The organism is Azohydromonas lata, from assembly GCF_034427735.1.
GTDB lineage: Bacteria > Pseudomonadota > Gammaproteobacteria > Burkholderiales > Burkholderiaceae_C > Azohydromonas > Azohydromonas lata.
Map to the genome: position 1 here is coordinate 15,369 of NZ_JAXOJX010000066.1, position 19,634 is coordinate 35,002.

General features: G+C 69.5%; 22 protein-coding genes. 16 read left to right on the plus strand and 6 right to left on the minus strand.

Annotation, left to right across the window (positions count from 1 at the left end; translation table 11 throughout):
- Positions 1-73 precede the first annotated feature (73 nt).
- Positions 74-1,942: a sensor histidine kinase gene (locus tag SM757_RS27560; protein ID WP_322467831.1), complete on the minus strand. Its 1,869-nt coding sequence runs from the start codon at positions 1,940-1,942 to the stop codon at positions 74-76.
- A 104-nt stretch (positions 1,943-2,046) separates the two neighbouring features.
- Between SM757_RS27560 and SM757_RS27565 the strand changes: the two genes are divergently transcribed.
- Together SM757_RS27565 and ybeY are read left to right on the plus strand one after the other, a co-directional pair.
- Positions 2,047-3,015 carry a PhoH family protein gene (locus SM757_RS27565; RefSeq protein WP_066330488.1) on the plus strand — a complete coding sequence of 323 codons (969 nt, stop codon included), beginning with the start codon at positions 2,047-2,049 and terminating at the stop codon, positions 3,013-3,015.
- Complete coding sequence (ybeY, locus tag SM757_RS27570; RefSeq protein WP_066330486.1) at positions 3,015-3,470, plus strand: rRNA maturation RNase YbeY; 456 nt, start codon at positions 3,015-3,017, stop codon at positions 3,468-3,470. The genes SM757_RS27565 and ybeY overlap by 1 nt, the downstream gene beginning before the upstream one ends.
- 19 nt (positions 3,471-3,489) lie before the next feature.
- Here ybeY and SM757_RS27575 read toward each other — a convergent pair whose 3' ends face one another.
- The gene (locus SM757_RS27575; protein WP_322467832.1) at positions 3,490-4,635 is read right to left on the minus strand and encodes a magnesium transporter CorA family protein; all 1,146 of its coding nucleotides are present in this window, start codon (positions 4,633-4,635) and stop codon (positions 3,490-3,492) included.
- 17 nt (positions 4,636-4,652) lie between these two features.
- Positions 4,653-5,657: a porphobilinogen synthase gene (gene hemB, locus SM757_RS27580; RefSeq protein ID WP_322467833.1), complete on the minus strand. Its 1,005-nt coding sequence runs from the start codon at positions 5,655-5,657 to the stop codon at positions 4,653-4,655.
- Positions 5,658-5,956: 299 nt separating this feature from the next.
- Here hemB and SM757_RS27585 point away from each other — a divergent pair, with 299 nt between their 5' ends.
- The 7 genes from SM757_RS27585 (at position 5,957) to SM757_RS27615 (ending at position 11,203) form a co-directional block, all read left to right on the plus strand.
- A complete protein-coding gene (locus tag SM757_RS27585; RefSeq protein ID WP_066330744.1) occupies positions 5,957-6,397 on the plus strand; it encodes a CopD family protein in 441 nt (146 codons plus the stop codon).
- A gap of 82 nt (positions 6,398-6,479) precedes the next feature.
- Positions 6,480-7,595, plus strand: a complete 1,116-nt coding sequence (locus SM757_RS27590; protein ID WP_066330480.1) for a VanZ family protein — start codon at positions 6,480-6,482, stop codon at positions 7,593-7,595.
- A gap of 124 nt (positions 7,596-7,719) precedes the next feature.
- Complete coding sequence (locus SM757_RS27595) at positions 7,720-8,046, plus strand: (2Fe-2S) ferredoxin domain-containing protein (RefSeq protein WP_066330479.1); 327 nt, start codon at positions 7,720-7,722, stop codon at positions 8,044-8,046.
- Complete coding sequence (locus SM757_RS27600) at positions 8,046-8,660, plus strand: alpha/beta hydrolase (RefSeq protein WP_322467834.1); 615 nt, start codon at positions 8,046-8,048, stop codon at positions 8,658-8,660. The genes SM757_RS27595 and SM757_RS27600 overlap by 1 nt, the downstream gene beginning before the upstream one ends.
- Before the next feature lie 85 nt (positions 8,661-8,745).
- Positions 8,746-9,894 carry a D-alanyl-D-alanine carboxypeptidase family protein gene (locus SM757_RS27605; protein WP_322467835.1) on the plus strand — a complete coding sequence of 383 codons (1,149 nt, stop codon included), beginning with the start codon at positions 8,746-8,748 and terminating at the stop codon, positions 9,892-9,894.
- 43 nt (positions 9,895-9,937) lie between these two features.
- Positions 9,938-10,837 (plus strand): D-amino acid aminotransferase, encoded by a 900-nt coding sequence (locus SM757_RS27610; protein ID WP_066330475.1) that lies wholly within the window; start codon positions 9,938-9,940, stop codon positions 10,835-10,837.
- An 87-nt stretch (positions 10,838-10,924) separates the two neighbouring features.
- A complete protein-coding gene (locus SM757_RS27615) occupies positions 10,925-11,203 on the plus strand; it encodes a DUF493 family protein (protein ID WP_066330474.1) in 279 nt (92 codons plus the stop codon).
- Here SM757_RS27615 and SM757_RS27620 read toward each other — a convergent pair.
- Together SM757_RS27620 and SM757_RS27625 are read right to left on the minus strand one after the other, a co-directional pair.
- The gene (locus SM757_RS27620) at positions 11,187-11,906 is read right to left on the minus strand and encodes a tetratricopeptide repeat protein (protein WP_322467836.1); all 720 of its coding nucleotides are present in this window, start codon (positions 11,904-11,906) and stop codon (positions 11,187-11,189) included. The two genes, SM757_RS27615 and SM757_RS27620, sit on opposite strands and share 17 nt — an antisense overlap.
- Before the next feature lie 220 nt (positions 11,907-12,126).
- Positions 12,127-13,674, minus strand: coding sequence for a DUF4331 domain-containing protein (locus SM757_RS27625; RefSeq protein ID WP_322467837.1), 1,548 nt, complete (start codon positions 13,672-13,674; stop codon positions 12,127-12,129).
- A gap of 97 nt (positions 13,675-13,771) precedes the next feature.
- Between SM757_RS27625 and lipB the strand changes: the two genes are divergently transcribed.
- Together lipB and lipA are read left to right on the plus strand one after the other, a co-directional pair.
- A complete protein-coding gene (gene lipB / locus SM757_RS27630; protein WP_322467838.1) occupies positions 13,772-14,479 on the plus strand; it encodes a lipoyl(octanoyl) transferase LipB in 708 nt (235 codons plus the stop codon).
- Positions 14,476-15,501: a lipoyl synthase gene (gene lipA / locus SM757_RS27635; protein WP_066330469.1), complete on the plus strand. Its 1,026-nt coding sequence runs from the start codon at positions 14,476-14,478 to the stop codon at positions 15,499-15,501. The genes lipB and lipA overlap by 4 nt, the downstream gene beginning before the upstream one ends.
- 85 nt (positions 15,502-15,586) lie before the next feature.
- On the opposite strand, the gene SM757_RS27640 is transcribed toward lipA, so the two are convergent.
- A complete protein-coding gene (locus tag SM757_RS27640) occupies positions 15,587-16,093 on the minus strand; it encodes a TlpA disulfide reductase family protein (RefSeq protein WP_157118673.1) in 507 nt (168 codons plus the stop codon).
- Positions 16,094-16,228: 135 nt separating this feature from the next.
- On the opposite strand from SM757_RS27640, the gene SM757_RS27645 reads away from it, so the two are divergent.
- The 5 genes from SM757_RS27645 to SM757_RS27665 all read left to right on the plus strand — a co-directional run.
- A complete protein-coding gene (locus SM757_RS27645; protein WP_157118672.1) occupies positions 16,229-16,762 on the plus strand; it encodes a hypothetical protein in 534 nt (177 codons plus the stop codon).
- Between the two features lie 40 nt (positions 16,763-16,802).
- The gene (locus SM757_RS27650) at positions 16,803-17,201 is read left to right on the plus strand and encodes a PTS sugar transporter subunit IIA (RefSeq protein WP_322467839.1); all 399 of its coding nucleotides are present in this window, start codon (positions 16,803-16,805) and stop codon (positions 17,199-17,201) included.
- Positions 17,202-17,214: 13 nt separating this feature from the next.
- The gene (locus SM757_RS27655; RefSeq protein WP_066330467.1) at positions 17,215-17,484 is read left to right on the plus strand and encodes an HPr family phosphocarrier protein; all 270 of its coding nucleotides are present in this window, start codon (positions 17,215-17,217) and stop codon (positions 17,482-17,484) included.
- Positions 17,485-17,590: 106 nt separating this feature from the next.
- The gene (ptsP, locus tag SM757_RS27660) at positions 17,591-19,381 is read left to right on the plus strand and encodes a phosphoenolpyruvate--protein phosphotransferase (protein WP_322467840.1); all 1,791 of its coding nucleotides are present in this window, start codon (positions 17,591-17,593) and stop codon (positions 19,379-19,381) included.
- Positions 19,382-19,414: 33 nt separating this feature from the next.
- A partial coding sequence (locus SM757_RS27665; RefSeq protein ID WP_322467841.1) for a hypothetical protein occupies positions 19,415-19,634 on the plus strand: 220 nt, incomplete at its 3' end.

A 19,634-nucleotide genomic window follows, 5' to 3' on the forward strand; every position in this document is an offset into this window, starting at 1 on the left:
CGCACCTGTTTGAGGCCACTTGGCCGCGGGCCCGCGTCTGGAGGGATGGCGCGGCTTCCAGGTCTGCTTCTTCTCAGGCCGCCACGGCGTGGCGCTCCAGCGGCAGCGTCAGACGGATGACGGTGCCGTAGCCCGGCCCCGACTCCACCAGGCACTGGCCCTGCAACTGCTTGGCGCGGTGCTTCATGCTGGACATGCCGTGGCCGCGGTCGAGCCGGCCGTCGAGCTCCATGGGGATGCCGCGGCCGTTGTCCTGGATGGCGAGCTGGAAGTCGCTGCCGTCGATCTGGCAGGTCACCGTGCAGTGCGTGGCGCCGCTGTGCTTGATGATGTTGTTGACCGCCTCGCGCAGGATGCGCGTGGTCTGCACGTAGGCGCGGGCCGAGAGGGTCTGCGGCAGGTCGTCGGTGGGCGCGACCCAGCGTGCCTCTATGCCGGTCTGTGACAGGCGGCTCATGGCCTCGGCGCGCCAGTCGCCCAACGCGTCGATGAGCCGCACCGGCCGCCCCGTGAGGCCGCGTACCGACAGCCGCATCTCCTCCAGCGCCTCGCGCGCCAGCGTGGAAATGCGCTCGTTGTCGCTGGTGTGGACGATGGTCAGCAGCTTGGCACCCAAGTCGTCGTGCAAATCCGCGGCGATGCGCTTGCGCTCGCGCTCGGTGACCTGCTCGATGCGCAGCTCGGTGAGCTGCGCGAAGTTGCGCTCGATTTCCTCGGTGGCCTCGCGGATGCGCGCCTCCAGCACGCGGCGGTCGGCCTCGGCGTCCTGCAAGGCGCGGCCGTGCAGTTGCACAAGGCGCAGTCCCATGCCTATGAAGGTCAGCGGCAGCGACAGGTGCACCAGCGCCAGGAAGGTCGAGCCCGGCGGCTCCAGCAGCGCCAGCAGTTGCACCACCACCAGGGCCGCCGTGCCGGCAATCAGCATGGCCGCAGCCCAGCCGTGCTGGCCGCGGCGGCGCCAGGCGCGGCGCAGGAAGCGCTCCAGCGCCACCAGCACCTCCAGTGCCAGCAGCGTGGCCCAGGCGTTGGCCAGCAGGTGCACGCGCTCGGCGCCGCCGAGCAGCAGGCTGGCCGGCACCAGCACGCACTGCAGCACCAGCACCAGCCCAAGCCGCGGCGTGCGCTGGCCGGCGCGGCGCAGCAGGAACTGCACCGCCGCCAGCGTGACGATGGGCATCAGCAAGGCCAGCACCACCTCGGCCTCGAAGCTGGTGAGCGGCAGGTCGCGCCAGCCCAGCCGCGCCGTCAGCAGCGCCGAACCCACGGCCAGGATGCCGAAGTAGGCCAGGTAGCTGTGACGCCGGTTGAGCCAGCCCAGCACGCACATGAAGCCGCCGAGCAGCAGCAGGCTGCCGCTGAGCACCAGCGGCAGCGTGACGTTGAGCGTGAGATGGCGCTCCTGCTGCGGCGCCAGCAGCGTGTGGGGCCCAAGCTCCAGCTCCGACAACCCGCCCGCGCGCAGCCGCGAACCCACGCGCTGCAGCGGCTGGCCCGCCACCTTGATGTCCAGCAGGTTGCCCTCGGGGCGCAGCAGCGCGGCGGGCAGCGTCACGAGCTGGGCATGGTGGCAGTTGCGCGTCATGGGCTCGCGCATGCGGCCGGCCGCGTGCAGGCGCTGGCCGTTGAGCTGCACTTCGAGGTTGCTGCACGCGCGCTCCACGTACAGCGCCAGGAGCTCGTTGGCGTCCTGCGCCACGGGCGCGTCAAAGCGCACGCGGTACCACACCGGCCCCGCACGGCCCGGCCGCGAGGCGTTCCAGTCGTCGGGCAAGGACACGGTGCGCTGCGGCCCATCGTCCGGGTAGCGGTCGCTGTCGCTTTCCACGCTTTGCGCCTGTTCTATGCGCAGCACATCCGCCGTGGCGGGGGAAGCCAGTGCCAGCAGCAGTGCCAGCAGCGCGAAGAGGCGTCGCAGCAGCGCGCCGGAGTGCAGTGGGACCATGGGCTGAAGATTGTGCAGGAGCGCCGGGCCAAGACCGCCAGTCTGTTGCGGGCACGCGCTGCGGCGACAATGCCGGCCCTGTTTGCGAGACCAGAGGCAGTCCCTTGATCCTGCGCCACGCTTTCATTCCGCTCGACAACGAGCGCCTGTCGCACTTGTGCGGCGCCACGGACGAGCACCTGCGCGCCATCGAGGACGCGTTGGGCGTCAAGCTCTCGCGGCGCAACGAGTCCTTCCGCATCGAGGGCACCAAGCGCGAGGCCGAGCGCGCCGCCGCGCTGCTGCAGCGCCTGTACGAGCGCGCCGGCAAGCCCATCCCGCCGGAGATGCTGCAACTGGCGCTGGCCGAAGCCGCCAGCAGCGACGCCGCGCCCGCTGGCGCCGAGGGCGCCACGCCCGACGGCGAGGTCGTCCTGCACACCCGGCGCGCCGACCTGCAGGGCCGCACGCCCAACCAGGTGCAGTACCTCAAGCACATCCTGTCGCACGACATCACCTTCGGCCTGGGCCCGGCAGGCACGGGCAAGACGTTCCTGGCCGTGGCCTGCGCGGTGGACGCGCTGGAGCGCAGCCAGGTGCAGCGCATCATCCTCACCCGCCCGGCGGTGGAGGCCGGCGAACGGCTGGGCTTCCTGCCCGGCGACCTCACGCAGAAGGTGGACCCCTACCTGCGTCCGCTCTACGACGCGCTGTATGACCTCATGGGGTTCGACCGCGTCACCAAGGCCTTCGAGCGCGCGACGCTGGAGATCGCGCCGCTGGCCTTCATGCGCGGGCGCACGCTCAACCACGCCTTCGTCATCCTGGACGAGGCGCAGAACACCACGCCGGAGCAGATGAAGATGTTCCTCACCCGCATAGGCTTCGGCAGCAAGTGCGTGGTCACGGGCGACACCAGCCAGATCGACCTGCCCAAGGGCATGACCAGCGGCCTGGTGGATGCCGAACGCGTGCTGCAGCGCGTGCGCGGCATCGCCATGACGCGCTTCACCGCCGCCGACGTGGTGCGCCACCCGCTGGTGGCCCGCATCGTCCAGGCCTACGAGGCTGCTGACGCCCGGGGAGAGCGCTGATGGCCACCGCAAAACCCGAGCTGAGCCTGTCGCTGCAGTTTGCCGATGCCGCGCACCGCGCCGAGCTGCCGCGCCACAAGGTGCGCCGCTGGATACGCGCCGCGCTGGACGAGCTGCCCGCCGAGATCACCGTGCGCATCGTCGGCGAGGAGGAGGGCCGCCAGCTCAACCGCGAGTTCCGCGGCAAGGACTACGCCACCAACGTGCTCACCTTCGACTACGCGCACGAGCCCGTGGTGGTGGCCGACCTGGTGCTGTGCGCCCCGGTGGTGGCGCGCGAGGCGGCGGAAATGAAGCTGCCCCTGGCCGACCACTACGCGCATTTGCTGGTGCACGGCGCGCTGCACGCGCAGGGCTTTGACCACGAGGAAGAGGAAGAGGCCCAGGAGATGGAGGCGCTGGAGACACGCATCCTGCTCGGCCTGGGCCTGCACGACCCCTACGCCGCGGCCTGACGCCCAGGGTGCGGCGCCGTCAGCGCCGCGTCGTCCCCAGGTAGCGCTTGCGCCAGAAGAACGCGCCCAGGCCCACGCCCAGCGCCGCCATCAGCGCCACGGCGATCCACACGCCCGTGCCGGAGTGGATGAGCGGCAGCGCGTCGAAGTTCATGCCGAAGAAGCCCGTGATCAGGTTCAGCGGCAGGAAGATGGCCGTGAGCACGGTGAGCGTGCGCATGATGTCGTTGGTGCGGTGGCCCAGGGCGGAGAAGTGCATCTGCACCGCCGTCTCGGCCGACTGCTCCAGCCGCCGCACGTGGGAGAGCACGCGCTCGATGTGCTCCTGCACGTCGCGCGAGCGCACCTTGAGCAACTCGAACTCGCGCGCGGATTGGGCGCCGGCTGGCGGCGGCTGCTCCTCCAGCCCGTCAATCCACTCCTGGACGGCGGCGCGCTGGTCCTCGCAGGTGTCCTCCAGCAGGTGCAGCGCGTTGCGCGCGTCCAGCAGCACCTGCCAGTCGTGGAAGCGGCTGCGCGGATGCAGCAGCGCCTGCTGCAGCGCGCCGAGCTGGCGCGTGAGCAGCCGGCGCAGGTCCAGGTAGCTGTCCACCATGTGGTTGACCATGCGCAGCATCAGGTCCGCCGGGCTGACCGGCAGGCGCGGGCCGCCGCGCTCGCGCATGCCCCCCGGCGCCGTGAGCCGGCGTTCGAAGTAGGCCCGCACCGGGCACTGCGCCGGGTGCACGGTCACCAGGACGCGGTCGTAGATGGCGAAGCCCACCGGGCTGGTGTCCACCAGGGCCGGCCCGGACTGCGCGGCGGGGGCCGGGGTGGCGGTTGCGCCGCCGTTGCCACCGGACCCGTTGGCGCTGCCGGCGCCAGGGCTCCCGTTACCGCCCGGGGGGGCTTGCGGTGTGGTGGCCGTGAGGCGGCGGAACACCAGCAGGTCGTACCAGGACGTGTAATCGAAGTGGCTGGGCAGATGCGCGTTGAGCAGGTCGGAGACGTGCAGCTCCACCAGCGGCCCGCAGTCCCAGCGCTGCAGGGCGGCCTGCAGCGCGGGCACGGCGGCCTCGAAGCCCGGACGCTCGCAGTGGACCCAAATGAATCCTTCCAGCGGCAGCGTCGAGGGCAGCGCCTGCAGCGCCACCGCGCCCTCGGCGCTGACGTAGAGCAGGCGCATCGGCGTGCGTGCGTGTGTCAGCGCGCGCGCAGCAGGCGGGCGGCGTCCAGGGCGAAGTAGGTGAGCACGCCGTCGGCGCCGGCGCGGCGGAAGGCCAGCAGCGACTCCATCATCACCGCGTCGTGGTCCAGCCAGCCGTTGGCCGCGGCCGCCTTGAGCATGGCGTACTCGCCGCTGACCTGATAGGCGAAGGTGGGCACGCGGAACTCGTCCTTCACGCGGCGGACGATGTCCAGGTAAGGCATGCCGGGCTTGACCATGACCATGTCGGCGCCCTCGGCGATGTCCAGCGCCACCTCGCGCAGCGCCTCGTCGCTGTTGCCCGGGTCCATTTGATAGACCTTCTTGTCGGCCTTGCCCAGGTTGCCCGCGCTGCCCACGGCGTCGCGGAAGGGTCCGTAGAAGGCGCTGGCGTACTTGGCGCTGTAGGCCATGATGCGGGTGTGCACCAGGCCCGCCTCTTCCAGCGCGTTGCGGATGGCGCCGATGCGGCCGTCCATCATGTCGCTGGGGGCCACGATGTCCACGCCGGCCTGGGCCTGCGCCAGGGCCTGGGCCTTGAGCATGGCCACGGTGGCATCGTTGAGGATGTATCCCGTTTCGTCGAGCAGGCCGTCCTGCCCGTGGCTGGTGTAGGGGTCCAGCGCCACGTCGGTGAGCAGGCCCAGCTGCGGGAAGCGCGCCTTGAGCTCGCGCACCGCGCGCGGCACCAGGCCGTCGGGGTTGGCGGCCTCGCGGCCGTCAGCCGTCTTGAGCGCGCTATCGATGACCGGGAACAGCGCCATCACCGGCACGCCCAGCGACACGCACTGCTCGGCCACGCCGAGGAGCTTGTCCAGGCTCATGCGCTGCACGCCGGGCATGCTGGCCACGTCCTCGACGCGGTTGGTGCCATCGAGCAGGAACACCGGCAGGATCAGGTCCTGCGGTGCCAGGCGGTGTTCGCGCACCAGTGCGCGGGTGAACTCGTCGCGGCGCAGGCGGCGCGGCCGGCTGGCGGGGAAGGGAGGCAGGATATGCACGGCGAAAGCGTCCTTGATGCGGAGCGCGGAACCGGTGCAGCCGCGTGGCGAATGAAAGGCCCGTAAGCCCTCGTGACCGGCCCGCTTTGGGCAGGCAAGCGCCTGCTAGACTGGAACTTGAATGATAGCCGCGAGGCGTCATTCCCTGCTTTTCCTCCCTGAGCAGGTGCCTTGACGTCATGACAGCGCAAGGCTTGCGGCCCCGGGCGTTCCCCGGGGCTTTCTTTTTTGCCCGCCACGCAAGGCTTGCTTGCCGCAGCGCATCAGTCCGCCAGCAGGCACTGCCCATAATGCGCCGCATGAGCTCTGCGTACCTGTGGGTCAAGGCCCTGCACATTGTCTTTGTGGCCAGCTGGTTTGCCGGCCTGTTCTACCTGCCGCGGCTGTTCGTGAACCTGGCCATGGTGCCGGCGGATTCGCATGCCGAGCGTGAGCGGCTGCTGCTCATGGCGCACAAGCTCTACCGCTTCAGCAGCATGCTCATGGTGCCGGCCATCGCGCTGGGCCTGTGGCTGTGGCTGGGCATCGGCATTGGGCGCGGCCCGGGCAACGGCTGGTTGCACGCGAAACTGGCGCTGGTGGTGGGCGTGATCGGCTACCACCATGCCTGCCGCGGCATGCTGCGGCGCTTCGAGAAGCATGACAACCAGCGCAGCCACCGGTGGTTCCGCGTGTTCAACGAGGTGTCGGTGCTGCTGTTCACGGTCATCGTGATCCTGGTGGTGGTCAAGCCCTTCTGATCCCTGCCGTGGCAGTCCGCAAGGCGCTCCGCTTTCAACCTGCTGCGTTGCGTTCGCAACGCCAGATGCGCACGAGACGCTGATGTCGCGCCCGCGCAGTTCCGCCGTGCCGCTGACGGCCGCCTTCGCGCTGCTCATCGTGTACGCGAGCCTGTACCCCTTCAGCGGCTGGCGCTGGCCGCCTGGGCAGTCGCTGCAGTCGCTGCTGGTGCTGCCCGGCTCGCACTACTTCATCGCCTTCGACCTGTGGGCCAACTTCATCGGCTACATGCCCTTGGGGGCGCTGCTTTACGGCGCCGGGGTGCGCAGCGGCTGGCGCTGGGGTTGGGCGCTGCTGCTGGCGGCGCTGCTGCCCGCGCTGCTGTCCTACGCGATGGAGGTGACGCAGAACTTCCTGCCTGACCGCGTGCCCAGCCGCGAGGACTGGCTGCTCAACGCGGGCGGCGGCGTGGTGGGGGCGCTGTTGGGCGGGGCGCTGCAGGCGCTGGGCGTGTTGCGGGTGTGGCAGCCGCTGCGCGACCGCTGGTTCATCCCGGCCAGCGCCGGCGCGCTGGCGCTGCTGCTGCTATGGCCGCTTGGGCTGCTGTTCCCCGCGCCCGTGCCGCTGGGCCTGGGCCAGTGCTGGGACGAGCTGCGCGACCTGGCCAGCGCCGCGGTGGAGAACACGCCGTGGGAGGAGCTGGCCGAACCCTGGCTGCGCCCGGCGCAGGCCGAGCGCGCGCCGCTGTCGCGGGCCACGGAGACGCTGGCCATCGCGCTTGGGCTGCTGGGCCCATGCCTCGTGGCCTTTGCCGCCATGCGCTCGCGCGCGCGCCGCGCCGTGGTGACCTTGGGCGCCTTGGCGCTGGCGCTGGCGGTGAGCACGCTGTCCACGGCGCTGAACTTCGGCCCCGAGCATGCTTGGGCCTGGCTCACGCCGGCCACGCTGCCCGGGCTGGCGCTTGGGCTGCTGGCGGCGTTGGCGTGCACGCTGATGCCGCCACGCCTGGCCGCCACCGTGGGCCTGATGGTGCTCACCGCGCTGGTGGCCGTGGTTGCGCAGGCGCCGGACAACGCCTACTACGCGCAAAGCCTGCAGGCCTGGTCGCAGGGGCGCTTCATCCGCTTTCACGGCTTGGCGCGCTGGATAGGCTGGCTGTGGCCCTACGCCGCCGCGGGCTGGCTGCTGCTGCGCGTGGCCGCGCGCGGCGAGGCCTGATTCCTGACGGCGCCGCCCGCGGCGCCTGCGCCGAAAAAGCCTTGCGCGACGGGCATCACGGCCGGATGAGGCATCTTTTCCGGTGACCGCTTGTAAGGAAAAACCCGTCCCTACAATCCCGAGGATGAGCTACTACAAGCACCACATTTTCTTCTGCCTGAATGCGCGGGAGAACGGGGAGGCCGCCTGCGCGCAGCACGACGCGCAAGGCGCCTTTGACCACTGCAAGGCGCGCGTGAAGGCCGCCGGGCTGGCGGGCCCGGGCGGGGTGCGCGTGAACAAGGCCGGCTGCCTGGACCGCTGCGCCGGCGGCCCGGTGGCGGTGGTCTACCCGGAAGCCACCTGGTACACCTTCGTGGACAAGGAGGACATCGACGAGATCGTCGAGTCCCATCTCAAGAACGGCCGCGTCGTCGAGCGGCTGGTGCTGCCGCCGGACGTGGGCCGCTGATGAACGTCCACACCCAACGCCTGCGCATTCCCGGCCCGGCCGGCGAGCTCGAATGCGCGCTGGACGCGCCCGCCGAAGGGACGAGCGCCCGCGGCCTGGCCGTGATCTGCCACCCGCACCCGCTGCACGGCGGCACCATGGACAACAAGGTGGTGCAGACGCTGGCGCGCGCCTGCGTGCAGCTGGGCTGGCGCACCGTGCGCTTCAACTTCCGCGGCGTGGGCACCTCGCGCGGCGCCTGGGACGAGGGCCGCGGCGAGGTCGAGGACGCGCTGGCCGTCATCGCCGCCTGCCGCCAGGGCGATGAGCCGCTGCTGCTGGGGGGCTTCTCCTTCGGCGGCTACGTCGCCTCGCAGGCCGCGCAGCGCGTGGCGCCCGCGGCACAGCACCTGTTGCTGGTCGGCCCGGCCACCAGCCGCTTCGAAGTCGCCCAGGTGCCCGCCGGTACCCTGGTGGTGCACGGTGAGCAGGACGAGGTCGTGCCGCTGTCGTCCACGCTGGACTGGGCCCGCCCGCAAGCGCTGCCCGTGGTGGTGGTGCCCGGCGTCGGCCACTTCTTCCACGGCCAGTTGCCGCTGCTCAAGGCCATCGTCCTGCGCCACCTGGCGGGCTGAACCGCTTTTCCAGTTTTTTTCGGCGCGCGCCCGTCGTCTTGCGGGCGGCGCGCCGCGTTGTTGTTGCCCCTACCCGAACCACCCCATGAAACGCCTGATCGCCTTCCTGCTGGCCTTGCCGCTGGCACTTTCCTGTTTTGCCCAGGCGCCGCAGCCGCCCGAGATCGCCGCGCGCCAGTACATCCTGATGGACCTCTCCAGCGGCCAGACCCTGGCCGAGCGCGAGGCCGACGCGCCGGCCGACCCGGCCTCGCTCACCAAGCTCATGACCGCCTACGTGGTCTTCACCGCGCTGCGCGAGAAGAAGCTCACCCTGGAGCAGACGCTGCCGGTGAGCCAGCGCGCCTGGAACGAGCGCAAGGGCGGCGCCTCGGTGATGTTCATTGACACCACCATGAGCCCCAAGGTCGATGAGCTGCTGCGCGGGATGATCGTGCAGTCCGGCAACGACGCCTCGGTGGCGCTGGCCGAGGGCGTGGCCGGTTCCGTGGACGCCTTCGTGGCCATGATGAACCGCCAGGCCCAGGCTTTCGGCCTGAAGAACACCTCGTTCAAGAACGTCACCGGCATCACCGAGCCCGGCCACCGCAGCACGCCGCGTGACCTGGGCGTCATCGCCGGCCGCATCATTCGCGACTTCCCCGAGTACTACCCGTACTACGCGCTCAAGGACTACACCTACAACAAGATCCGCCAGGACAACCGCAACCTGCTGCTGCGCCGCGACCCGACCGTGGACGGCATGAAGACCGGCTACACCGACGCCGCCGGCTATTGCTTGGTGGCCAGCGCCAACCGCGACTTCCCCAACGGCAAGCGCCGGCTGCTGTCGGTGGTGCTGGGCACGGACTCCCGCGAGGCCCGCGCCAGCGAAAGCCAGAAGCTGCTCAACTGGGGCTACGGCGCCTTCGACAACGTGCGCCTGTTCGAGCCGGGCAAGGCCATCGTCACGCCCGAAGTCTGGAAGGGCGCCACGCGCGAGGCCAAGCTGGGTGCCGCCGCCGGCGTGGTGGTGACCGTGCCCAAGGGCGAAGGCCAGCAGTTGCAGACCAAGGTCGAGCGCAGCGACCCGCTGGTGGCCCCGCTGGCCCAGGGCCAGCGCGTGGGCACCGTCAAGGTCAGCACCCGCGCGGGCACGCCGGTGGCCGAGGTGCCGCTGGTGGTGCTGGAGCCCGTGGAGCAGGCCGGCTTCCTGGGCCGCAGCTGGGATGCGCTGCGCCTGTGGATCAAGTAATCTGACCCGCTCGCCGCCCCGGCCAGGAGAAGGAGGAACCGCGATGCATCCAGCGCCCATCCAACCCGAGAGCCTGTGCTTTCTCAATGGCGAGTTCCTGCCGCTGGCCGAGGCTCGCATCCCCGTGCTGGACCGCGGCTTCATCTTCGGCGACGGGGTGTACGAGGTGCTGCCGGTGTACGGCCGGCGGCTCTTTCGCTTCGACGACCACATGGCGCGGCTGGAGCGCAACCTGGGCCGGCTGCGCATCGGCAACCCTTTCACGCGCGAGCAGTGGCTCTCGCATGCGCGGCGGCTGATCGCGGCGCAGGAGGGCGAGGACCAGTCGCTGTACCTGCAGGTCACACGCGGCGTGGCGCCGCGCGACCACGTGATGCCGGAAGGGCTCACGCCCACGGTCTTCATGATGAGCACCCCGACGCGCGCGCCCACGCCGGAGCAGCGCCACCAGGGCGTGGCCTGCATCACGGCGCGGGACTTCCGCTGGGAGCGCTGCGACCTCAAGGTCACGTCGCTGCTGGGCAACGTGCTGGCGCGGCAGATGTCCGCTGACCATGGCGCGAGCGAAACCATCCTGCTGCGCGAAGCCGCCAGCGGCATCAGCTACCTCACCGAGGGCTCGGCCAGCAACGTCTGGATCGTCCACGAGGGCGCGCTGCTTGGGCCGCCCAAGAGCGAGCACGTGCTCGAAGGCATTCGCTACGAGCTGCTGCGCGAGCTGTGCGAGGAGGTGGGCTTGGCCTACAACCTGCGCCCCATCCCCGAGGCCGATTTGCGCGCCGCCGACGAAATCCTGCTGAGCTCCGCCGCGCGCGAGGTGCTGCCGGTGACGCGGCTGGACGGCGAGCTCGTCGGCCACGGCGCGCTGCGCGGCAAGCCCGGCCCGGTCTATGGCCGGCTCTACGAGGCCTACCAGCGTGCCAAGGCCTTGCAATCCATCTGAAACGCCCCATTTCCACAGTCGGGCGCGGTCCTTGCCGCGCCCGTTTTTCATTGTGCGGCCCACAAGGCCGCTCACCGAAGCCAAGCCATGAACACTGCCGCCACGCCCCGCGATTCCCTCATCGAGTACCCGAGCGCCTTTCCCATCAAGGTGATGGGCGTGCACGTGGAAGGCTTCGTCGAGGCCATCGTGGAAGTGGTGCTGCGCTTCGACCCGGACTTCGACGCCGCCTCGGTGGAAAAGCGGCCCAGCAGCGGTGGCAAGTACATGGGGCTGACGGTCACCGTCACCGCCACCAGCCGCGAGCAGCTCGACGATCTCTATCGCTCGCTGACCTCGCACCCCATGGTCAAGGTCGTGTTGTGACGCCGGCGGGCGGCGCCGCCGCGGCGTCGCCGGCCTGTTCCAGGCGCTGCGCGAGCGCGCGCGCCTTGAGGGCGGCGGCCGGATCGCCTCCCGCCGCCGCGGCGCCGTACCAGTAGCGCGCCAAACGCAGATCCTGGGGCAGCCCGTCCCCGGCTTCGTACATGGAAGCCAGCAGGTATTGCGCCCCGTTGTCGCCGCCCAGGGCGGCGGCACGGAACCAGTGAGCGGCCTGCGCCGCATCGCGCGGCGCACCGCGCCCAAGGTAGAAGGCGGTGCCTGTTTCCACCTGCCCGGCCGTGCTGCCGGCCTCGGCCGCCTGGGCATACCAGCGGTAGGCGGCGGGCAGGTCCACGTGGCCGAGCTGGCCGCTTTCGTGCAGCCGGCCCAAGTCGAACATCGCGGTGACGAAGCCGTGCTGCGCCGCGCGCGTCATCAGCCGCAGCGCCTCCTGCGTGCTGGACTGCGGCATTTCTCCCTTGAGGTGCATCACCGCCAGGTTGTGGTCCGCCGCCGGCACGCCCGCGCGCGACAGCCGCTCGAAGGCCGCACGGGCCTGCGCCAGATGGCCGGCGTCGTAGTCCTGCACGGCCGCCTGCAGCGCAGCTTGTACATCCGACGGCGGCGCAGCCGTGGCCGCCTGGAACGCCAGCGCAGCCAGCACGGCGGCCGCCGGCCGCAGCAAGGACAGGGAGCGGTACTTCATGAACGGACTCGGCAGCGGCGCGGGACGCGACAGCGCCACGATAAGCCGCCGGCCCGCCGTGCGGCGACCCGGGCGCAGCACCCGTGCCCCGCACAGGGCTGAAGGACGCCACCCCCGAGCCGCCGCGCCGGCAGCCGCCAGGACGGCGGCTGGATTTTCAAGTTCTACTTGAAATGTTTGGCGCGGATTCAGCTCGATTTTTCATGGAATCCGTGTCCACTCAAGGCTGCCCGGTGCCCGGCAGCGGCGTATTGAGATACGGGAAGCGCGTCAGCAGCGGCACGGCGGCCTGGTCCACGGCGTCGTGGAGCTTGAACGCCGTTTCCTTGAGCGGCACGGCGGCGGGCTTGCACGCGGCGCCCAGCCCAAGCGCGTTGGCGTTGCCGTTGGCCATGCACAGGCCACCCATCACGGCCACGAGCGAGATGTCCACCACGTCGTCCTTGGGCCGGCGGCCGTTGGGGTAGCCCGCGTTGTCGTTGCCGCCGGCCAGCAGGTTGCCGACCACGCCCAGCCGGTTCTGCTGCGCGTAGGGCACGGGCGGGATGTCGGTGTTCAGGCGCAGCATCTCGGCCGGCGTGACGTTGCGCGGGCGGTTCAGGCCGTTGATGCCGGTGAGGAAGGTCGTCACCAGGTCCGTGCGCGGCAGGTTGGTGGGCGCGATGCCGGGCGTGGCCAGGGCAATTTCCAGCAGCGCCGGCAGCGTGGGGTTGGTGACGTAGCGGGCGAACTGCGCGTCGCTGCGCGGCCGCGAGGCGTTGAAGCGGTCCTTGTCGGGCAGGCCGATGACGACTTCGTTGACCAGGGGCATGCCCAGGCGCGAGACCTGGACCCAGGGGCCTTCGAGGTCCTTTTCAGCCGTCTGCAGCCCGGCGGCGGGCAGGGGATCGAGCTGGCGCGTCTGGCGCAGGCTGGCGCTGGTCCAGCCGCCGATGACGGGATCGCCGTTTTTCGTCAGGCAGCTCTTGTGGATTTCCAGCGCGAGCGTGGTGACGTTCTTGTCGTCCAGCGGGTTGGGCGCGGCGTTGATGCGCGCCGGGTCGGTGATGACGGCCAGCGGCGCGTTGACCAGGTCGAAGATGGGCCCCAGGTTGACGGCGAAGGCCTCACGGCGCTGGCCCGCAAACAGCCGTGCCGGCTGTGCGCAGCCGGGCACGCGCACGCTGTGGATGTGGCGCTCGGCGTAGCCGGCGTAGTCCGGCAGCGTCTTGGTGCCGATGTTGTCCACGGGCTTGGCGAACCAGGTGGCGCCGGTGGCGGCGTTGGTCAGCGGCTGCGACGTGCCGTCGCGCGACTCGCCGCGGCGCACGTAGACGCTGAATTTCTGGTCCACGTTCAAGCTGGGGTCGCCCGGCGCGGTGACCTGGCCGCTCTGGATCAGCGGGATGGGCACCATCTCGCCGCCTATGGGCAGCGCCGTGCCGCGCCCGCCGTTGGACAGGAGGTTGCGGAAGCGGAACATGAAGGTGATGTCCTCGCGCGCATCGCCGTCGTTGTCGATGTGGATCTCGTAGAGCGCGTTGGGGTCCATCTGGAAGTAGTTGGGCCCGCCGTAGGCGTCCTGCAGCGGCAGGTAGTTGGCCAGCAGCGTCACGTAGCCGTCGCGCCCGCTCTCGTAGCTGCGGAACATGTAGAAGTCGGTGCCGTCCACCTTGGGCGCCGTGGTGATGAAGGGCGCCTCGCGGTGGCTGGAGGCTTGGGCCGCGCAGGCGGCCGTCAACAGTGCGGCGGCTACGGCGGCGGCCTTGCGGCAAGGGGTCAGGTCCATCAGTCGCTCCTCGCGCCGGCACCATGCCGGCGCGGGCATGTACGAAGCGCAGGCGTCGCTGGATGTGTGCGTTTGTGTACGAACGACAATGCCGCGCATGACGACCGAAGCCGTTTCCGTTTCCTCTTCCAACGCCCCGGTGGTGCGCTGGCTGGGCCGCGCCGACTACGCCGCCACCGAGGCCGCGATGCGCGCCTTCACCGACGCGCGCACGGCCGACACAGCCGACGAGATCTGGATCTGCGAGCACCCGCCCGTATTCACCCAGGGTGTGGCCGGACGCGCCGAGCACGTGCTGGCCGCGGGCGACATTCCCGTGGTGCAGACCAACCGCGGCGGGCAGGTGACTTACCACGGGCCGGGGCAGGTGGTGGCCTATCCGCTGATCGATCTGCAGCGGCTGGGCATCTTCGTGCGCGAGTACGTGTTCCGGTTGGAGTCGGCCGTGCTGCGCGTGCTGCAGGACTACGGCGTCACGGGCCACCGCGTCAGCGGCGCGCCGGGCATTTATGTGAAGCTGGACGACCCGTTTGGCCATGCGGCGCTCAGCGGCCCGGTCGATCCGGCCGACCAGTTCCGGGGCCTGGGAAAGATTTCCGCACTGGGCATCAAGGTCAGCCGCCACTTCAGCTACCACGGCGTGGCCTTCAACGTCGCCATGGACCTGGAGCCCTTCCGCCGCATCAACCCTTGCGGTTATGAGGGGTTGCAAACCATCGACCTCGGTAAAATCGGGGTTTTCACCACATGGGATGACGCGGCCGCGCGACTGGCGCAGCGCCTGCAGTCGCAATTGAGCCGATGAGCACCGAAATCCCCAGCGCTCCCGCCACGCCCGTCACTGCGGGCACCGCTCCCGCCGCCACGACGCCCGCTGCCTACGACCCCACCGCCAAGCAAAAGGCGCAGGCCAAGACTTCACGCATCCCCATCAAGGTGGTGCCGGCCGAAGTGCTCAAGAAGCCGGAATGGATACGCGTGAAGGCCGGTTCGCCCACGACGCGCTTCTACGAGATCAAGCAGACGCTGCGCGAGCACAAGCTGCACACCGTGTGCGAGGAAGCCTCCTGCCCGAACATCGGCGAGTGCTTCGGCAAGGGCACGGCGACCTTCATGATCATGGGCGACAAGTGCACGCGGCGCTGCCCGTTCTGCGACGTCGGCCACGGCCGCCCGGACCCGCTGGACGTCAACGAGCCGCAGAACCTGGCGCAGACGATTGCGGCGCTCAAGCTCAAGTACGTGGTCATCACCAGCGTGGACCGCGACGACCTGCGCGACGGCGGCGCCGGCCACTTTGTGGAGTGCATCCGCAAGACGCGCGAGCTGTCGCCTTCAACGCAGATCGAGGTGCTGACGCCCGACTTTCGCGGCCGCCTGGACAAGGCGCTGGACATCCTGAAGGAAGCGCCGCCGGACGTGATGAACCACAACTTGGAGACCGTGCCGCGCCTGTACAAGGAAGCGCGCCCGGGCGCCGACTACCAGTTCAGCCTCACGCTGCTGCAGCGCTTCAAGGAAGCCGTCCCTGGCGTGCCGACCAAGAGCGGCCTCATGGTCGGCCTGGGCGAGACGGACGAGGAAATCCTGGAAGTCATGCGTGACATGCGCGCGCACGGCATCGACATGCTGACCCTGGGCCAGTACCTCGCGCCCAGCGGCCACCACCTGCCGGTGCGCCGCTACGTGCACCCGGACACCTTCAAGATGTTCGAGGACGAGGCCTACAAGATGGGTTTCACCCACGCCGCCGTGGGCGCGATGGTGCGCTCCAGCTACCACGCGGACCAGCAGGCGCACGCCGCCGGGCTGGCGCCGACGGCCTGAGGTTTTCAGGAGCAGGGCGGCTTTCGACGGCTGCCCATGAAAAAAGCCGGGACTCGTGCCCGGCTTTTTGTCGTCTGGAAGAGGTTCAACCCTTCTTAAGCAAATCCTCCACCAGCGCATGCAGCGCGGCGAAGTCGGGCGCCCCGACGTAGCGCTTGACGATGCGGCCCTGCTGGTCGAGCAGGAAGGTGGTGGGTGTGAGCTGGATGTCGCCGAAGCGCTGGGCGATCTGGCCCGTGTTGTCTATGGCGACGTTGAAGGGCAACTGGCGCGTCTGCGCGAACTTGGAAACGTAGGCCGGCGGGTCGTAGCTCATGGCCACGGCCAGGGTTTCGAAGCCGCGGTCCTTGAACTTGTTGTAGGTGGCGACGATCTGCGGCATTTCCGCGACGCAGGTGGTGCAGCTGGTGGCCCAGAAGTTCACCAGCACCACCTTGCCCTTGAGCGACTCGGTGCTGGCCGTGCGGCCGTCCAGCAGCGTGTAGCTCACCACCGGTGCCGCCTCGCGGCTGCCCATGCTTTGCCAGGCCAGCACGCCCGCAACCAGTGCCACGGCGGCTGCCACACCGACAAGAGGACGACGCAGATTCATGTTCAACACCCGGGTTTTGGCAGGAAAACACTTCAGTTTATGCCAGTTGCCTTGATGTGGCTTGACATTGGTCATGTTGTCGGCGCACCAGTCGCAAGGAAAACGGCGTGGGCGGCTTGCCGATAATCCGGCGCCATGAAAAGGCTGAGTCTTGGCGCGGGGCTGTTGGCGGGGGTGGTGGGGCTGTGCGCTGTTGCCGCCTGCACACCGGCATTGAACTGGCGCGAGGTGCGGCTGGACGGCGGCGCGCTGGCGCTGTTCCCGTGCAAGCCCGACCACCAGACGCGCACCGTGGCGCTGGCCGGTCAGACGGTGGCGTTGACGCTGCATGCCTGCGCCGCCGCGGGGCTGCGCTTTGCCGTGGCGCAGGCCGACGTGCTGACGCCTGAACGCGTTGAGCCCGCGCTGGCTGCGCTGGCCCAGGCGCAGGCGCGCAACCTGCAGGCCACGCTGCCTGCCGGAGAGCCCGCGCAGGTCGCGGGCATGACGCCCAACGCGCAAGCGCGCCGCTACGCCCTGAGCGGCCTTCGCCCCGACGGCAGCGCCGTGCAGGCGCAACTGCTGCTTTTTGCCCGTGGCACCCAGGTGCTTCAGGCCACGGTGCTGGACGGCACGCCGGACACGCCGGCTGTGCACACCTTCATGGATGCGCTGCGCGCACCCGGCTGAGATCAGGGTCTGCAGGCAGGCGCTGCGCATAATGCCGTCCATGGCTGGACTGCTTCTCATCGCCCACGCGCCCCTGGCTTCCGCACTGCAGGCCGTGGCGCTGCACGCCTTCCCGGACGGCGGCACACCGCTGCTAGCCCTGGACGTGCAGCCCCATACCCGCCCCGAGGATGCCGAGGCGCAAGCGCGCGCCCTGCTGCAGCGCCTAGAGGCCGAGGAGGTGCTGGTCCTTACCGATGTCTTCGGCGCCACGCCCTGCAACATCGCGCAGCGACTGGCCGACGCACGCCGCGTGCGCGTGTTGGCCGGCGTCAACGTGCCCATGTTGTGGCGCGCCCTGTGCTACGCCGCCGAGCCGCTGGATGCTTTGGCGGCCCGCGCCCTGGCCGGCGCCGGCCAGGGCGTGATGCAGTTGCCTGTGCCTACCCCTGCTGACTGATTCCGTTTCGCCCATGATTCAGAACACGCTGACCATCAGCAACAAGCTGGGCCTGCATGCCCGCGCCTCGGCCAAGCTCACCAAGCTGGCGGCCAGTTTCAAGTCCGAGGTCTTCCTCACCCGCAATGGCCGCCGCGTCAATGCCAAAAGCATCATGGGCGTGATGATGCTGGCCGCCGGCTTGGGCGCGCAGGTCGAGCTGGAAGCCGAAGGTCCGGACGAGCAGGCCGCCGCCGACGCCATCAAGGCGCTGGTGGACGACAAGTTCGGCGAAGGCGAGTAAGCCTGCGCCGCCTGCGCGGCACCCCGTGTGCAACGGGTGCGCCGAGATGGCGGCTCCGGGCCAATCCGAAGCGTGAATGGGGGGAGTCACTGATAAAGTGACTCGAATGAGCATTCAGGTATTCGGTCTGCCGGTGTCGCGCGGTGTCGCGATCGGTCGTGCGGTGCTGGTGGCGTCCAGCCGGGTGGATGTGGCGCACTACTTTGTGCCCGCCGCTCAAACCCGCCGTGAGATCGACCGGCTGCGCCGGGCGCGCGATGCCGTCGCCGCCGAGCTCAGCGCGCTGCAGCGCGACCTGCCGCCGGAAGCGCCCACCGAGCTTTCCGCGCTGCTGGACGTGCACCTCATGCTGCTGCACGACGAGGCGCTGGCCGAAGCCATCGCGCACTGGATTCTGGAGCGCCACTACAACGCCGAGTGGGCACTGTCCGCGCAGCTCGAAATCATCGCCCGCCAGTTCGACGAGATGGAGGACGAGTACCTGCGCGGCCGCAAGGCCGACATGGAGCAGGTCACGGAGCGGCTGCTGCGGGCGCTTGCGCGTGATGGCCAGGTGCCCGTGCCCGCCGTGGCCGCACCGGCGCGCGACTTCGCCGGCGAAGACCCGCTGGTGCTGGTGGCCAACGACATCGCTCCGGCCGACATGCTGCAGTTCAAGCGCAGCGTCTTCACCGGCTTCGTCACCGACGTCGGCGGCAAGACCTCGCACACCGCCATCGTGGCGCGCAGCATGGACATTCCCGCAGTGGTGGGCGCGCGCGAGGCCAGCCGCCTCATTCGCCAGGACGACTGGGTCGTCATCGACGGCGATGCGGGCGTGGTCATCGTCAACCCCTCGCCCATCGTCCTGGAGGAATACCGCTTCCGCCAGCGCCAGAGCGAACTGGAGCGCGCGCGGCTCAACCGCCTTCGCCACACCCCGGCGTTGACGCTGGACGGCGAGACCGTGGAGCTGGTGGCCAACATCGAGCTGCCCAGCGACGCGCAGGGCGCGGTGGATGCCGGCGCCGTGGGCGTGGGCCTGTTCCGCACCGAGTTCCTGTTCATGAACCGTGGCGGCGTGCTGCCCAGCGAAGAGGAGCAGTTCGAGGCCTACCGCGCCGTGGTGCAGACCATGGGCGGGATGCCGGTGACCATACGCACGGTGGACATTGGGGCAGACAAGCCGCTGGAGCGCATGTCGCTGCAGGAGCTGCGTCACGAGCACTCGCTCAACCCGGCGCTGGGCCTGCGCGCCATACGTTGGAGCCTGGCCGAGCCGGCGATGTTCCGCCAGCAACTGCGCGCCATCCTGCGAGCCAGCGCCTACGGCAAGATCAAACTGCTGCTGCCCATGGTCGTGCACCTGCGCGAGATCCGACAGACCATGGAGCTCATCACGCGCGCGCGCCAGCAGTTGCTGGATGCCGGCCATTCCATTGGCGAGGTGGAAGTGGGCGCCATGATCGAAGTGCCGGCCGCGGTGATGGTGCTGCCGGCCTTCTTCCGTCACTTCGACTTCGTTTCCATAGGCACCAACGACCTGATTCAGTACACGCTGGCGATAGATCGCGCTGACGAGCAGGTGGCGCATCTGTACGACCCCTGGCACCCGGCAGTGCTCAAGTTGATCGCAGACACCATCGCCTGTGCGCGCCGCTTCGGCAAGGGCGTGAGCGTGTGCGGGGAAATGGCGGGCGATCCGGCCTTCACCGAGCTGCTACTGGGCATGGGCCTGCGCAGTTTTTCTATGCACCCGGCGCAAATCGCCGGCATCAAGCAGCGCGTGCTGCGGGCCGACACACGCAAGTTACAGGGGGCACTCGAAAAAACGCTGCAGTCCGATGACCCGCAAAGCTGCTGGAACAGCTTGGGTGCGCGCAGCGACGACGCGCTGGAGGCGTCCACGCTGCATTGATAGAGGGCAGCGCCGGCGGTGCGCTGTCCCGGTATGGACAAGCAAGTGCGCCGGCGTTCCTTGCGTGGTTTTCATAAAACCAGCCCTACTGGGCTCGCAGTAGCGCAAGCCGCTTATTTCGTGTCTGCGTACTCAAGGATGTTGACAACTCCATCTGAACCGCGTCATAATCTGTGGCTTCGCTGTTCAAAAGTGCTGCGGCTAAAAAGCCAAAACAAAATTGGTTCAGCAAAGAAAACGCAGAAAATCGCCG

What these genes read in the sequence shown, in the direction of transcription:
- ybeY (WP_066330486.1), top strand. Translation starts at nt 3,015, where the DNA reads ATGGCCACCGCAAAACCCGAGCTGAGCCTGTCGCTGCAGTTTGCCGAT.
- SM757_RS27575 (WP_322467832.1), bottom strand. Translation starts at nt 4,635, where the DNA reads ATGCGCCTGCTCTACGTCAGCGCCGAGGGCGCGGTGGCGCTGCAGGCG.
- lipB (WP_322467838.1), top strand. Translation starts at nt 13,772, where the DNA reads ATGACGACCGAAGCCGTTTCCGTTTCCTCTTCCAACGCCCCGGTGGTG.
- SM757_RS27560 (WP_322467831.1), bottom strand. Translation starts at nt 1,942, where the DNA reads ATGGTCCCACTGCACTCCGGCGCGCTGCTGCGACGCCTCTTCGCGCTG.
- SM757_RS27640 (WP_157118673.1), bottom strand. Translation starts at nt 16,093, where the DNA reads ATGAATCTGCGTCGTCCTCTTGTCGGTGTGGCAGCCGCCGTGGCACTG.
- SM757_RS27595 (WP_066330479.1), top strand. Translation starts at nt 7,720, where the DNA reads ATGAGCTACTACAAGCACCACATTTTCTTCTGCCTGAATGCGCGGGAG.
- SM757_RS27645 (WP_157118672.1), top strand. Translation starts at nt 16,229, where the DNA reads ATGAAAAGGCTGAGTCTTGGCGCGGGGCTGTTGGCGGGGGTGGTGGGG.
- SM757_RS27650 (WP_322467839.1), top strand. Translation starts at nt 16,803, where the DNA reads ATGGCTGGACTGCTTCTCATCGCCCACGCGCCCCTGGCTTCCGCACTG.
- lipA (WP_066330469.1), top strand. Translation starts at nt 14,476, where the DNA reads ATGAGCACCGAAATCCCCAGCGCTCCCGCCACGCCCGTCACTGCGGGC.
- ptsP (WP_322467840.1), top strand. Translation starts at nt 17,591, where the DNA reads ATGAGCATTCAGGTATTCGGTCTGCCGGTGTCGCGCGGTGTCGCGATC.
- SM757_RS27605 (WP_322467835.1), top strand. Translation starts at nt 8,746, where the DNA reads ATGAAACGCCTGATCGCCTTCCTGCTGGCCTTGCCGCTGGCACTTTCC.
- SM757_RS27620 (WP_322467836.1), bottom strand. Translation starts at nt 11,906, where the DNA reads ATGAAGTACCGCTCCCTGTCCTTGCTGCGGCCGGCGGCCGCCGTGCTG.
- SM757_RS27655 (WP_066330467.1), top strand. Translation starts at nt 17,215, where the DNA reads ATGATTCAGAACACGCTGACCATCAGCAACAAGCTGGGCCTGCATGCC.
- SM757_RS27600 (WP_322467834.1), top strand. Translation starts at nt 8,046, where the DNA reads ATGAACGTCCACACCCAACGCCTGCGCATTCCCGGCCCGGCCGGCGAG.
- SM757_RS27625 (WP_322467837.1), bottom strand. Translation starts at nt 13,674, where the DNA reads ATGGACCTGACCCCTTGCCGCAAGGCCGCCGCCGTAGCCGCCGCACTG.
- SM757_RS27585 (WP_066330744.1), top strand. Translation starts at nt 5,957, where the DNA reads ATGAGCTCTGCGTACCTGTGGGTCAAGGCCCTGCACATTGTCTTTGTG.
- SM757_RS27615 (WP_066330474.1), top strand. Translation starts at nt 10,925, where the DNA reads ATGAACACTGCCGCCACGCCCCGCGATTCCCTCATCGAGTACCCGAGC.
- SM757_RS27610 (WP_066330475.1), top strand. Translation starts at nt 9,938, where the DNA reads ATGCATCCAGCGCCCATCCAACCCGAGAGCCTGTGCTTTCTCAATGGC.
- SM757_RS27590 (WP_066330480.1), top strand. Translation starts at nt 6,480, where the DNA reads ATGTCGCGCCCGCGCAGTTCCGCCGTGCCGCTGACGGCCGCCTTCGCG.